Here is a 12,693-nt window from a genome sequence, read left to right on the forward strand (position 1 = left end):
CCCCGGCGGCGGCCCTGCTCGTGGCATCGGCGATCGTGGCGGGCCGGCTGCTGCGGCGGCGGCGCTGAGGGCCACGGGCAGGCCCCCGAGCCACCGCACGCCACCTTGATCCGCCCAGTAGGGTCGGGCTCGTGAGTAACGACGAGATCACGTTGGCCGCGGGAGACGCGGAAGTCGTGCTGGCGCCGGGGAACGGCGGGCGCGTACGGAGTCTGCGCATCGGCGGGACGGAACTGCTGCGGCAGGGGGAACGGTTCGGCTGCTTCCCCATGGCCCCCTGGTGCGGTCGCATCCGGGACGGCAGGTTCCGCGACGGCGGCACCGTCCAGCAGATGCCCCTGAACGCCGCGCCCCACGCCATCCACGGCACCGTCCGCGACGGCGTCTGGCGCGTCGCCCGCGCCGAGCCCACCGAGGCCGTCCTCACCTACGACCTGGTCGCCCCCTGGCCCTACGCCGGCCGCGTCACCCAGCTGGCCACGCTCACCGGGGACGCCCTCACGCTGACCATGTCCGTGGAGACGTACGACGACTCCTTCCCGGCCCAGATCGGCTGGCACCCCTGGTTCCACCGCAACCTCGGCGGCGAGGACGTCCGTATCGACTTCGAACCCGCCTGGCAGGAGGAGCGCGGCGACGACCACCTGCCCACCGGCAACCGCATCGACCCCAAGCCCGGCCCCTGGGACGACTGCTTCGGCATGCCCGGCGGGGTCGACGTCACCCTCACCTGGCCCGGGCAGCTGGAGCTGAAGGTCACCAGCCGTGAGGAGTGGGTCGTGGTCTACGACGAGCAGTCCGAGGCGGTGTGCGTGGAACCGCAGACCGGCCCCCCGAACGGCCTCAACACCCTTCCGCGCCTGGTCACCCCCATCGAGCCGCTCGAGGCCGCGACCACGTGGACCTGGCGCCGCATCTAAGCTGGCTGCCATGAGCGACGTTCGCGGCGAGCTGCTGCAGCAGATCAAGGACAAGGCCGTGGTGCACGGCAAGGTGACCCTGTCGTCGGGCAAGGAAGCCGACTACTACGTCGACCTCCGCCGCATCACCCTCGACGGCGTGGCCGCCCCCCTGGTCGGTCAGGTCATGCTCGACCTGACCGCCGACCTGGACTACGAGGCGGTCGGCGGCCTGACTCTGGGCGCCGACCCGGTGGCGACCGCGATGCTGCACGCCTCCGCCGCGCACGGGAAGACGCTCGACGCCTTCGTCGTCCGCAAGGCGGGCAAGGCGCACGGCCTGCAGCGCAGGATCGAGGGCACGGAGGTCGCGGGCCGTCGCGTGCTGGCCGTCGAGGACACCTCCACCACCGGCGGCTCGGTGCTCACCGCCGTCGAGGCGCTGCGGGAGGCCGGCGCCGAGGTCGTCGCGGTCGCGACGATCGTGGACCGGGCGACGGGTGCTGCCGAGGCGATCGCCGAAAAGGCCGGTGTTCCCTACCTGTTCGCGTATTCGAAGGACGACCTGGGTCTGGACTAGGACACGGGGTTATCCACAGGCTGGACAGGGTGTCCGAAGCATCCGGTCACGTCTGGAAAGATGGGGCCGACGAGGACGTCACTCCCTAGGTCAGGGCCGTAAGTACGCAGAACGCAACCCGCACAACAAGGAGCGGACAGATGCCCATCGCAACCCCCGAGGTCTACAACGAGATGCTCGACCGGGCGAAGGCAGGCAAGTTCGCCTACCCGGCCATCAACGTGACCTCCTCCCAGACCCTGCACGCGGCCCTGCGCGGCTTCGCGGAGGCGGAGAGCGACGGCATCGTCCAGATCTCGACGGGTGGCGCCGAGTTCCTGGGCGGCCAGTACAGCAAGGACATGGTCACCGGCGCGGTGGCCCTGGCCGAGTTCGCCCACATCGTCGCCGAGAAGTACCCGGTCAACATCGCGCTGCACACGGACCACTGCCCGAAGGACAAGCTCGACGGCTACGTACGTCCGCTGCTGGCGATCTCCGAGGAGCGCGTGAAGGCCGGCCAGAACCCGCTGTTCCAGTCGCACATGTGGGACGGCTCCGCCGAGACCCTGGCCGACAACCTGGCGATCGCCCAGGAACTGCTCGCCCGCACCGCCGCCGCCAAGATCATCCTTGAGGTGGAGATCACCCCGACGGGCGGCGAGGAGGACGGCGTCACCCACGAGATCAACGACAAGCTGTACACCACGGTCGACGACGCGGTCCGCACCGCCGAGGCCCTGGGCCTGGGTGAGAAGGGCCGCTACCTGCTGGCCGCGTCGTTCGGCAACGTGCACGGCGTGTACAAGCCGGGCAACGTCGTGCTCCGCCCCGAGCTGCTGAAGGAGCTGAACGAGGGCGTGGCCGAGCGGTTCGGCAAGGAGTCGCCGTTCGACTTCGTCTTCCACGGCGGTTCCGGCTCCACGGAGCAGGAGATCCTGACGGCGCTGGAGAACGGCGTGGTCAAGATGAACATCGACACGGACACGCAGTACGCCTTCACGCGCCCGGTCGCCGACCACATGTTCAAGAACTACGACGGCGTCCTGAAGGTCGACGGCGAGGTCGGCTCCAAGAAGACCTACGACCCGCGCACCTGGGGCAAGCTGGCGGAGGCGTCGATGTCGAAGCGAGTGCTGGAGGCCTGCCAGAACCTCCGCTCGACCGGCACGAAGATCAAGTAACACCGGTCGGCGGGGTGCCGGCAGCGGCACCCCGCCGGCGCCGGGTCGCGCGACCCCACCCGCGGGCAACCCCGGCTCCAGGCACCGCAAACCTGGATCGAACGCACCCGACGCGGGATGATCCCAGCATGGCGGCTACCGCGCAGCAGACCCCCGTCGTGAGGCTCGCCTCCCCGCAGGGGAAGTGGATCCTCCTGACCACGGTGCTCGGCTCCAGCATGGCCCTGCTGGACTCCACCGTCGTCAACGTCGCCCTGCCCCGCATCGGCCGCGCCCTCGACGCGAGCCTCTCCGCCCTCCAGTGGACCGTCAACGCGTACATGCTCACGCTCGCCGGTCTCATCCTCCTCGGCGGCGCCCTCGGCGACCGCTACGGCCGCCGAAGGATCTTCGTCCTCGGTGTCCTGTGGTTCGCCACCGCCTCCCTCCTGTGCGGCCTTGCGCCCACCGCGGGCGTCCTCATCGTCGCCCGCGCCCTCCAAGGCGTCGGCGGCGCCCTCCTCACCCCCGGGTCGCTCGCCCTCATCCAGGCCACCTTCCACCCCGACGACCGCGCCAAGGCGGTCGGTCTGTGGTCCGGCTTCGGCGGCATCGGCGCCGCCGTCGGCCCGTTCCTCGGCGGCTGGCTGGTGGCCGGCCCCGGCTGGCGCTGGGTCTTCCTCCTGAACGTCCCGCTGGCCCTCCTCTGCGCCCCCATCGCCGTACGCCACGTCCCCGAGTCCGCCGCCGGCGGTGCCCACAGCCGTCGCTTCGACGCCCTGGGTGCCACCCTCGGCGCCCTCTCCCTCGCCCTGGTGACGTACGCCCTCATCGAGGCCCACGGCGGCTCGCTCCCGGTGGCCCTCACCGCGGTCGCGGGCCTCGCCGCCGGCGTCGCCTTCGTCCACGTCGAACGGCACCGCCCCGACCCGATGATGCCGGTGGACATCTTCGCCTCCCGCCAGTTCACGGCGGTCAACCTGGTGACCCTGTGCGTGTACGCGGCCTTCGGCGGCTTCTTCTTCCTCACCGCCCTCCAGCTCCAGGTCGTCTCCGGCTACTCGCCCCTGCAGGCCGGTGTCGCCCTGCTGCCCACCACCGTCCTGATGCTGCTGTTCTCGGCCCGCTCAGGCGCCCTGGCCGAGCGCATCGGACCTCGTGTACCACTCACCGTCGGCCCCCTGCTGTGCGCGGTCGGCATGCTGCTGATGCTGCGCGTCGGCAAGGGCGCCTCGTACGTCGTCGACGTCCTGCCCGCCGTGCTGGTCATGGGCGCGGGCATGGTCACCCTGGTGGCGCCGCTGACCGCCGGAGTGCTCGCCTCGGTGGACACCGACCGGGCCGGCCTGGCCAGCGGCATCAACAACGCGGCGGCCCGCGCGGCCGGTCTGATCGCCGTGGCCGCGCTGCCCCTGCTCACCGGGATGGGCCCGGAGGCGTACCGCGTGCCGGGCGCGTTCGACGCCGCCTTCCGCCGGGCGATGCCGCTGTGCGCGGGCGTCCTGGTGGCGGGCGCGGCGCTCGCCTTCGCGACCGTGCGCCGTCCGGCCCCGGAGGGCCGCCACCCCGAGTGCCGCATGCACTGCTCCGTGACCGCCCCACCGCTCGAGCCGCCGCGCGGTTCGACGGGGTCCGGGGCCGGTCCGGCCTCCTGAGCAGGTACCGAGGGCGGGCGACCTGCGGGCACGGTCGATGGCGCACACTGAACCCATGACCCTTCACGAGAACCTTCTCGGGGGCCCGCCCCCGACGCACCTCCCCGACGACCCGGAGCCGCGCGAGCTCCTGGCGAGCGGCACGGCGCCCGCCGAGGTCGCCGCCCGGTACCCCGCCTCCTCGCTCGCCTGGGCGCAGCTCGCCGACGACGCGTTCGAGCGGGGCGCGGTCGTCGAGTCGTACGCGTACGCCCGTACGGGCTACCACCGCGGCCTGGACGCCCTGCGCCGCAACGGCTGGAAGGGCCACGGACCCGTCCCCTGGGAGCACGAGCCCAACCGTGGGTTCCTGCGCGCCCTGCACGCCCTCGCGCGCGCCGCTCAGGGCATCGGCGAGCAGGAGGAGTACGAGCGCTGCACCCAGTTCCTGAAGGACTCCTCGCCGACGGCCGCCCAGACCCTGGGCTAGCCCCGACGCGTGGTCAGGCCCGCCTGTGACCAGGCGGGCCTTGCGGTGTCCGGGGGTATTGCGCAGGATGCCTGTGGGGACCGGGGCCCCCGTGCCGGCATCGGCAGGGGCGGACCGCTACCCGGAGTAATACAGGAGACAGCGATGTCCCAACAGGCTCACCAGGCCCCTCGCACCGCCGAGGCTCATGAGCCCGAGACCCCGCATCTCGCCCCGAAAATCGATTGGAGCCGGGGCACGACCCCGTACGAGGACTACGTCAAGGCGGACGTGCTCACCCACCTCCAGCACACCCTCTCCGACGACCCCGGAGAGATGGTCTTCCTGGTCACGACCCAGGTGATGGAGCTGTGGTTCACCGTCATCGTCCACGAGTGGGAGACCGCGGCGCGCGCCCTGCGCGAGGACCGGGTGCCGGTGGCGATCGACGCGCTGAAGAGGTCCGTACGGGAGCTGCAGGCGCTGAACGCGTCCTGGCGGCCCCTGGCGCAGCTGACGCCCGCCCAGTTCAACTCCTACCGTTCCGCCCTCGGCGAGGGCTCCGGCTTCCAGTCGGCGATGTACCGCCGAATGGAGTTCCTGCTCGGCGAGAAGTCCGCGTCCATGCTGGTCCCGCACCGCGGCGCGCCCCGCGTCCACGCCGAACTGGAGAAGGCGCTGCACGAGCCGTGCCTGTACGACGAGGTGCTGCGGCTCCTCGCCCGGCGCGGGCACCCCGTCCCGGACGCGGTGCTGCGGCGCGACGTCGCGCAGCGCTACGAGCCGTCGGAGGAGGTCGAGGCGGTCTGGGCGGCCGTCTACTCGGGTGACCCGGACGACGAACTCGCCCGGCTGGGCGAGGTGTTGACCGATGTGGCGGAACTGGTGTGGCGCTGGCGCAACGACCATCTCGTCGCCACCCGGCGCGCGATGGGCGCCAAGCCCGGCACGGGCGGCTCGGCCGGGGTGGCCTGGCTGGAGAAGCGGGCCCAGAAGAACGTGTTCCCCGAGCTGTGGACGGCGCGATCCCATGTCTGAACTGTCGGAACTCGCCGTCAAAGCACAGAAGTTGGACGCGTCCGACGAACTCGCTCCGAAACGCGCGGAGTTCGTGCTCGACGAGGTGGTCTACCTGGACGGCAACTCGCTGGGCGCGTTGCCCGCCGCCGTGGCGGACCGCATGGGGGACGTCGTGCGCAGGCAGTGGGGACGCCTGCGGATCCGGTCCTGGGACGAGAGCGGCTGGTGGACGGCGCCGGAGCGGATCGGCGACCGGATCGCGCCGCTGGTCGGGGCCGTGCCCGGGCAGATCGTGGTGGGCGACTCGACCAGCGTCAACGTCTTCAAGGCGCTGGTGGCGGCGGTGCGGATGGCCCGGGGGACGGACGCCGGCCGGGACGAGATCGTGGTCGACGCGACGACGTTCCCGACGGACGGGTACATCGCCGCATCGGCGGCGCGGATGACGGGCTGCACACTGCGTCCGGTGGCCCCGGCGGAGGTGCCCGGGGCGCTGTCCGGCCGTACGGCGGCCGTGCTGCTGAACCACGTCGACTACCGCACCGGCCGGCTGCACGACCTGCCCGGGCTGACGGCCGCCGTGCACGCGGCGGGCGCGGTCGCGGTCTGGGACCTGTGCCACAGCGCGGGCGCGCTGCCCGTGGGCCTGGACGAACACGGGGTCGACCTGGCGGTCGGCTGCACCTACAAGTACCTCAACGGAGGGCCCGGTTCACCGGCGTACCTGTATGTGCGGCGGGAGCTGCAGGACCGCTTCGACTCACCGCTGCCGGGCTGGAACTCGCACGCGGAACCCTTCGGCATGCGGACCGACTACGAACCGGCCCCCGGTGCCCTGCGCGGTCGCGTCGGCACCCCGGACATCCTGTCCATGCTCGCCCTGGAGGCGGCGTTGGAGGTGTGGGACGGCGTCTCGATCGACGCGGTCCGCGCCAAGTCGCTGGCGCTGACGGACTTCTTCCTCGAGTGCGTGACGGCCTACGTCCCGCCCGGCACGGTCGAGTCCCTGACCCCGGTCGCGCACGACGAGCGGGGCAGCCAGATCGCGCTGCGCTGTCCGGACGCCGGGGACGTGATGAAGCGGCTCATCGCCGCCGGGGTGGTCGGCGACTTCCGGCCGCCGGACGTGCTGCGGTTCGGGTTCACACCGCTGTACGTGGGGTTCGGGGACGTGGAGCGGGCGGCTCGGGTGCTGGCGGAGGTGGTGGCCTGACCGGCGGTTCCACGGGGGCGGGGCCCGTCGGGGCGCCCGCCCCGCCCACCGCAGGGAACAGCAGAACCGTTTGCTCCTCACCGAGCGTGACAACCCCCTGCTGACGCACGTCACCCGCCTGGTACCGTCCCCGCGAGGCCGGTACCCTTCGGCCGCCGCGCACGAATCCCGTTCTGCCGCTGAGAGGTTGGAGCATGCCGGACGACGCCGCCCCCCGCGATGCCGCCGAAGAGGCGTCCGCCTTCTCGCACCCGCCGGTGGACCCCGACTCCACCGCCGGCTACGGCGACCACCCGGACCAGGTGATCGACTTCTACGCCCCGCGGCAGCCCGAGCCGGCCGGTGCCGCGGGCGCCCCCGGACTCGCCCCCCTGGTCGTCCTGCTGCACGGCGGCGCGTGGCGTGCGCCGTACGACCGCCGGCACGTCTCACCGTTCGCGGACTTCCTGGCTCGCCGGGGCTTCGCCGTGGCGAGCGTCGAGTACCGCCGGGGCGCCCTCATCCCGTCCCAGGCCGACGGGTCCGCCGACCCGGGCGGCGGTACGGGGCCGGTGGCGGGCCGCTGGCCGGACACGTTCGACGACGTGGCGGCGGCGTTGGACGCGCTTTCCGGGCTGGTGCGCGAGGCGCTGCCGCAGGCGGATCCGCGCCGCACGGTGATCACCGGGCACTCGGCGGGAGGCCACCTGGCGCTGTGGGCCGCGGCCCGGCACGTCCTGCCGCCGGACTGCCCGTGGCGCACGGACCGCCCGGCCCCGCTGCGCGGTGTCGTGGCGCTCGCCCCGATCGCGGACTTCCACGTCGCCGAGAAGCTGGAGGTGTGCGCCGGCGCGGCGGTCCAGTTCCTCGGCGGCCGGGACCGGTTCGAGGAGCGCCGACCGTACGCGGACCCGGCGCTGCTGCTGCCCACCGGTATCGCCACGACCCTGGTCCAGGGCCGGACGGACGTCGTGGTCCCGCAGGCGGTCGCCGAGGCGTACGCGGAGGCGGCGGCGAAGGCGGGTGAGGTCGTCGGCCTCACGCTCCTCGAGGACGTCGGCCACTTCCCCCTGATCGACCCGGCGGCGGACGCGTGCGCGGTGGTGGTGGAGGAGATCGCCCAGCTGGCGTGGTAGCCGCAGCGCCGCGCCCCGCGCCGTCCCTTGAGCCGCCTTTTGCGCCGTCCTCGGCTGTACCCGGTCATACCCGTAGTACCTGAGAGCTGGCTCCCAAGTGAGCTCCGCGGCATGACGCCGACGACGGGTGACGCTCCGTAACTTCCTTTCCGTGATGGCCCGATCCGGCCGCGCGGACGAGAGCCGGCCCGCCCCGTAGTACCTGAGAAGGATTCCCGGGAACCCCTCTCACTGGTGACGACCGCGCCCCCGTCCCGGGCCTACCTTTTCCCCGTGACCGAGACGACCCAGACGCAGACGCCGCCGGACGGCGCGTATGCCCCGTACACGCCGCGCAGCCCGGAGTACCGGGCGGCCGTGGACGCCCTGCGCGGGATGCGGCAGGACCTGTTCCACGGCGCCTTCGCCTACCGCCCGCTGCCCCGCATGAGCGTCGACGGCCCCCTGACCGGGCGGCTGTCCGGGCGCCTGCGGGAGTACGCGGCCTGGACCCCGCACGCCGTGGTGGCCGGGGCCGGCCTGCTGGCCATGCTGGTCGCCACGGGGAACGGCGGCGGCGGACTGACGGACCTGCTGTGTGGCTTCTTCGCCCTCGCCCCGGTGCTGTTGACGCTGGTCCGCCCGGTCGGAGCCTTCTGGCTGTCGTTCGCGGGGACCGCGGCCTCGACGGTCCTGGGTTCCTACTGGAGCGCCTGGCCGTGGACGCCCGGCAGCTTCATCTCCCATCTGACGGTGCTGACGGTCGTGGCGATACGCACCCGGCCGCGTACGGCGGCATGGATGTGGGTGGCCACCGCGGCCTACGCCTTCTTCGCCGAGACCGTCTTCGGCTGGAACCACTACGACGGCGACGCCCCGGCCATGCTCGTCGTCTCCGCCCTCGTGCTCCTCGCGGTCACCGTCCGGCACATACGCCGTGCCGCCGAGCAGGAGGTCACCGCCCAGCAGACCGAGACCGCGCACGAGCGTTCCCGGCGCACCCTGCTGGAGGAGCGCACGACGATCGCCCGCGAGCTGCACGATGTGGTCGCCCACCACATGTCGGTGGTGGCGATCCAGGCGGAGGCCGCGCCCTACCGCGTGGAGAACCCGCCGCCGGAACTGGAGAAGGCCTTCGCCACGATCCGGGAGAACGCGGTGGCGGCCCTGACCGAGCTGCGCCGTGTCCTCGGCGTCGTCCGGGCGGAGGACTACGAGGCCCCGGACGCACCCCAGCCCACCCTGGCCGACCTGGACGCCCTGCTGGCGAACGTGCGCGAGGCGGGACTGAACGTGGAGAAGGCGGTCACGGGCGCGGTGCGGGAACTCCCGCAGGGCGTCGAGCTGTCGGCGTACCGCATCGTCCAGGAGGCCCTCAGCAACACACTGCGGCACGCGCCGGGCGCCACGGCACGGGTGGAGATCGGCTATGTGCTCGGCGGGCTGGGCCTGCGCGTGGTCAACGGCCCGGCGCCGCATGTCACGCTGACCAAGTCGACGCACGGCGCGGGACACGGCCTGACGGGCATGCGGGAGCGGGTCTCGATGCTGGGCGGGGAGATGACGGCGGGGGAGACGGACGACGGAGGCTATGAGGTGACGGTGTTCCTGCCGGTGACCACCGCGGAGGCCACCGCGTGACGGAGAGCGCCATCCGGGTACTGATCGCCGACGACCAGATGATGGTCCGCGAGGGCTTCTCGGTGCTGCTCGGGGCCATGCCGGACATCGAGGTGGTCGGGGAGGCGGTCAACGGGAGGGAGGCCGTCGAGCGGGTCCGCGAACTCGGCCCCGACGTCGTGCTGATGGACATCCGGATGCCGGAGCTGAACGGCATAGAGGCGACCCGGGAGATCGTCGCCGCGGACGGTTCGGCGAAGGTACTGGTGCTGACCACGTTCGACCTCGACGAGTACGTGTACCAGGCGCTGCGGGCGGGAGCCTCCGGCTTTCTGCTCAAGGACGCGTCGGCGCGGCAGCTCGCCGACGGGGTGAGGGTGGTGGCGGCCGGGGAGGCCCTGCTGGCGCCCTCGGTCACCCGGCGGCTGATCACGGAGTTCTCCCGCCTGGCGGACCGGCCGGCGCTCCTGCCGACGGCCCGGGCGGCGTACGGGGACCTGACGGAACGGGAGACCGAGGTGCTGGTCCTGATCGCCCAGGGGCTGTCGAACGCGGAGATCGCGGAGCGGCTGGTGGTCGCCGAGTCCACGATCAAGACGCACGTCAGCCGCATCCTGGTGAAGCTGGGCCTGCGCGACCGCACCCAGGCGGCGGTGTTCGCGTACGAGGCCAGACTGGTGACCCCGGGGTGAGCCGCCCTTCGGGGTGAGACACCCTGGTCAGCGGGCGTCCGCTCGGTTAGCGTCCCGGCATGGCAGCTGCATCCGACCTCGCGTTCGACCCCTGGGACCCGGCGTTCGTGGCCGACCCCTACCCCGCGTACGCCGAACTGCGCGCGCGGGGCCGCGTGCACTGGTTCGAGCCCACCGGCCAGTGGCTGGTGCCGCACCACGCGGACGTGTCGGCGTTGCTGCGGGACAGGCGGCTGGGCCGGACGTACCAGCACCGGTTCACGCACGAGGACTTCGGCCGGACGGCGCCGCCGCCCGAGCAGGAGCCGTTCCACACACTCAACGACCACGGCATGCTCGACCTGGAGCCGCCGGACCACACCCGCATCCGGCGCCTGGTGTCGAAGGCGTTCACGCCGCGGACGGTGGAGCAGCTGAAGCCGTATGTGCACGGGCTCGCCGGCGAGCTGGTGGCGCGGCTGGTGGAGGCGGGCGGCGGCGATCTGCTGACGGACGTCGCCGAACCGCTGCCGGTCGCGGTGATCGCCGAGATGCTGGGCATCCCGGAGGCGGACCGCGGACAGCTGCGCCCCTGGTCGGCGGACATCTGCGGGATGTACGAGCTGAACCCGTCGGAGGAGACGGCACGCAAGGCGGTGCGGGCGTCGGTGGAGTTCTCGGAGTACCTCCGGGAGCTGATCGCCGAGCGCCGCACGGAGCCGGGCGAGGACCTGATCTCGGGTCTGATCGCCGCGTACGACGAGGGCGACCGGCTCACCGAGCAGGAGATGATCTCCACCTGTGTGCTGCTGCTGAACGCGGGCCACGAGGCCACGGTGAACGCGACCGTGAACGGCTGGTGGGCGCTGTTCCGCCACCCGGACCAGCTGGCGGCCCTGCGCGCCGACCACGCGCTCGTCCCGTCCGCCGTGGAGGAGCTGATGCGCTACGACACCCCGCTGCAGCTCTTCGAACGCTGGGTGCTGGACGAGATCGAGATCGACGGGACGGCGATCCCACGGGGTGCGGAGATCGCGATGCTGTTCGGCTCCGCGAACCACGACCCCGCGGTGTTCGACGCCCCGGAGAAGCTGGACCTGACGCGCAGGGACAACCCGCACATCTCCTTCAGCGCGGGCATCCACTACTGCATCGGCGCCCCTTTGGCCCGTATCGAGCTGGCGGCGTCCATGTCGGCGTTGCTGGAGAGGGCGCCGACGCTGCGACCGACGGCGGAGCCGGAGCGGAAGCCGAACTTCGTGATCCGGGGTCTGAAGGGGCTGAGCGTGGAGATCGGCTGACCACCGCGCCCTCACCTTCCGGGAGGGCGGGCCGCAGGCAACGTGAGCCCCCAGGCCCCCTCCCGCACCACCCACGTCCGCGTCCGCACCGGCCCCGACACCACCGCATCCGCGCGGTACCGGAAATCGGCCCCGGACACCGTCACCCGGCGCCCCACCGCCAGCAGCGGCGACGCCTCCGCGCCCACCGAGACCGGCCGTACCTCCACCTCGGCCACCCCCGGATCCCCCGGCGTCACGGACACCGCCTCCACCGGCTGGTCCAGGTCCACCAGCGTCTTGCCGTCCACCTCCACCCGCAGCCGGGACGGCCCCGGTCCCGGGCGGGGTGACGGCAGGCGCGTGGGACGCACCGCCAACGTCCGTACCAGCGACTGACACGTCCGCAGCCACGGACGCCCCGAGCTCGCCGACGAGGCCGGCACCGGCTCGGCCCCCGCCGTCTCCAGCGCCGGAAGCGGAGGGATCCGCAGATCCCCGAGCACCACGCCGTCACTGTCGTCCACCAGCAGGTCCAGCCGTCGCTCCACCCCGTCCAGAACGGCCCGTGCCGCCGCCACCGCCCCCGTCGGCACCCCCAGCGACCGCGCCAGTGACTGGGCGGCGCCCACCGGTACCAGCGACAGGGCCGTCGTGCCCAGCTCACGGCGCCGGTGCAGGAACCTCACCGCCCGCAGCAGCGCCCGGTCGTCACCGACCACCACCGGCCGGCGCGACCCCCGGCGGTCCAGCGCCCGGGCGAATTCCTCCGGCCCGTCCGGGAGGCACACCTTGGTCGCCGCGCCCGCGCTGAGCACGTCTTTCGCGATCCGTACCGACTCCCCGTCGCTGTGACGGGCGACCGGGTCGATGACCACCAGGAGCTGGTCGGAAGTCGCCACCTCGGTCCTGCCTCACTTCCTCGGGTAGCATCTCTGTGCAAGAGCCCCTTGCGCTATTGCGTCAGGGGCTTCGTCTATTCCGGGGCATCCGGTCGACGGTTTGCGGCCAACGACGGTCGCGTGCACGCGGCGGTGGACCCTCCGCGTACGCCCCCGACCCTGGACATGC

12 protein-coding genes are annotated in these 12,693 nt (G+C 72.6%); 11 read left to right on the top strand and 1 reads right to left on the bottom strand.

Annotation, left to right across the window (positions count from 1 at the left end):
* The first annotated feature begins 131 nt into the window (after positions 1–131).
* The 11 genes from ACFYZJ_RS20895 (at position 132) to ACFYZJ_RS20945 (ending at position 11,643) form a co-directional block, all read left to right on the top strand.
* On the top strand, positions 132–920 hold the full coding sequence (locus ACFYZJ_RS20895; protein WP_388570198.1) for an aldose 1-epimerase: 789 nt from the start codon (positions 132–134) through the stop codon (positions 918–920).
* 10 nt (positions 921–930) lie between these two features.
* Positions 931–1,479 carry an orotate phosphoribosyltransferase gene (gene pyrE, locus ACFYZJ_RS20900; protein ID WP_388570200.1) on the top strand — a complete coding sequence of 183 codons (549 nt, stop codon included), beginning with the start codon at positions 931–933 and terminating at the stop codon, positions 1,477–1,479.
* A 140-nt stretch (positions 1,480–1,619) separates the two neighbouring features.
* Positions 1,620–2,642 (top strand): class II fructose-bisphosphate aldolase, encoded by a 1,023-nt coding sequence (gene fbaA / locus ACFYZJ_RS20905; protein ID WP_388570203.1) that lies wholly within the window; start codon positions 1,620–1,622, stop codon positions 2,640–2,642.
* A 128-nt stretch (positions 2,643–2,770) separates the two neighbouring features.
* On the top strand, positions 2,771–4,276 hold the full coding sequence (locus ACFYZJ_RS20910) for an MFS transporter (RefSeq protein WP_388570206.1): 1,506 nt from the start codon (positions 2,771–2,773) through the stop codon (positions 4,274–4,276).
* Positions 4,277–4,331: 55 nt separating this feature from the next.
* The gene (locus ACFYZJ_RS20915) at positions 4,332–4,745 is read left to right on the top strand and encodes a DUF3151 domain-containing protein (protein ID WP_388570208.1); all 414 of its coding nucleotides are present in this window, start codon (positions 4,332–4,334) and stop codon (positions 4,743–4,745) included.
* Positions 4,746–4,889: 144 nt separating this feature from the next.
* Positions 4,890–5,762, top strand: a complete 873-nt coding sequence (locus ACFYZJ_RS20920) for a tryptophan 2,3-dioxygenase family protein (protein WP_388570210.1) — start codon at positions 4,890–4,892, stop codon at positions 5,760–5,762.
* A gap of 1 nt (position 5,763) precedes the next feature.
* The gene (gene kynU, locus ACFYZJ_RS20925; RefSeq protein ID WP_388570324.1) at positions 5,764–6,957 is read left to right on the top strand and encodes a kynureninase; all 1,194 of its coding nucleotides are present in this window, start codon (positions 5,764–5,766) and stop codon (positions 6,955–6,957) included.
* 194 nt (positions 6,958–7,151) lie between these two features.
* Positions 7,152–8,072 carry an alpha/beta hydrolase family protein gene (locus ACFYZJ_RS20930; protein ID WP_388570213.1) on the top strand — a complete coding sequence of 307 codons (921 nt, stop codon included), beginning with the start codon at positions 7,152–7,154 and terminating at the stop codon, positions 8,070–8,072.
* A gap of 273 nt (positions 8,073–8,345) precedes the next feature.
* The gene (locus tag ACFYZJ_RS20935) at positions 8,346–9,692 is read left to right on the top strand and encodes a sensor histidine kinase (RefSeq protein WP_388570216.1); all 1,347 of its coding nucleotides are present in this window, start codon (positions 8,346–8,348) and stop codon (positions 9,690–9,692) included.
* On the top strand, positions 9,689–10,363 hold the full coding sequence (locus tag ACFYZJ_RS20940) for a response regulator (protein WP_388570219.1): 675 nt from the start codon (positions 9,689–9,691) through the stop codon (positions 10,361–10,363). Before ACFYZJ_RS20935 ends, ACFYZJ_RS20940 begins: the two co-directional genes overlap by 4 nt.
* Positions 10,364–10,422: 59 nt before the next feature.
* The gene (locus ACFYZJ_RS20945) at positions 10,423–11,643 is read left to right on the top strand and encodes a cytochrome P450 (protein WP_388570222.1); all 1,221 of its coding nucleotides are present in this window, start codon (positions 10,423–10,425) and stop codon (positions 11,641–11,643) included.
* 11 nt (positions 11,644–11,654) lie between these two features.
* On the opposite strand, the gene ACFYZJ_RS20950 is transcribed toward ACFYZJ_RS20945, so the two are convergent.
* Positions 11,655–12,524 (bottom strand): diacylglycerol kinase family protein, encoded by an 870-nt coding sequence (locus ACFYZJ_RS20950; protein WP_388570225.1) that lies wholly within the window; start codon positions 12,522–12,524, stop codon positions 11,655–11,657.
* Between the last annotated feature and the right edge of the window lie 169 nt (positions 12,525–12,693).

The sequence above is a fragment of the Streptomyces sp. NPDC001848 genome (genome assembly GCF_042891915.1).
Taxonomy (GTDB): Bacteria; Actinomycetota; Actinomycetes; order Streptomycetales; family Streptomycetaceae; genus Streptomyces.

What these genes read in the sequence shown, in the direction of transcription:
- ACFYZJ_RS20920 (WP_388570210.1), top strand. Translation starts at nt 4,890, where the DNA reads ATGTCCCAACAGGCTCACCAGGCCCCTCGCACCGCCGAGGCTCATGAG.
- pyrE (WP_388570200.1), top strand. Translation starts at nt 931, where the DNA reads ATGAGCGACGTTCGCGGCGAGCTGCTGCAGCAGATCAAGGACAAGGCC.
- fbaA (WP_388570203.1), top strand. Translation starts at nt 1,620, where the DNA reads ATGCCCATCGCAACCCCCGAGGTCTACAACGAGATGCTCGACCGGGCG.
- ACFYZJ_RS20910 (WP_388570206.1), top strand. Translation starts at nt 2,771, where the DNA reads ATGGCGGCTACCGCGCAGCAGACCCCCGTCGTGAGGCTCGCCTCCCCG.
- ACFYZJ_RS20930 (WP_388570213.1), top strand. Translation starts at nt 7,152, where the DNA reads ATGCCGGACGACGCCGCCCCCCGCGATGCCGCCGAAGAGGCGTCCGCC.
- ACFYZJ_RS20915 (WP_388570208.1), top strand. Translation starts at nt 4,332, where the DNA reads ATGACCCTTCACGAGAACCTTCTCGGGGGCCCGCCCCCGACGCACCTC.
- ACFYZJ_RS20945 (WP_388570222.1), top strand. Translation starts at nt 10,423, where the DNA reads ATGGCAGCTGCATCCGACCTCGCGTTCGACCCCTGGGACCCGGCGTTC.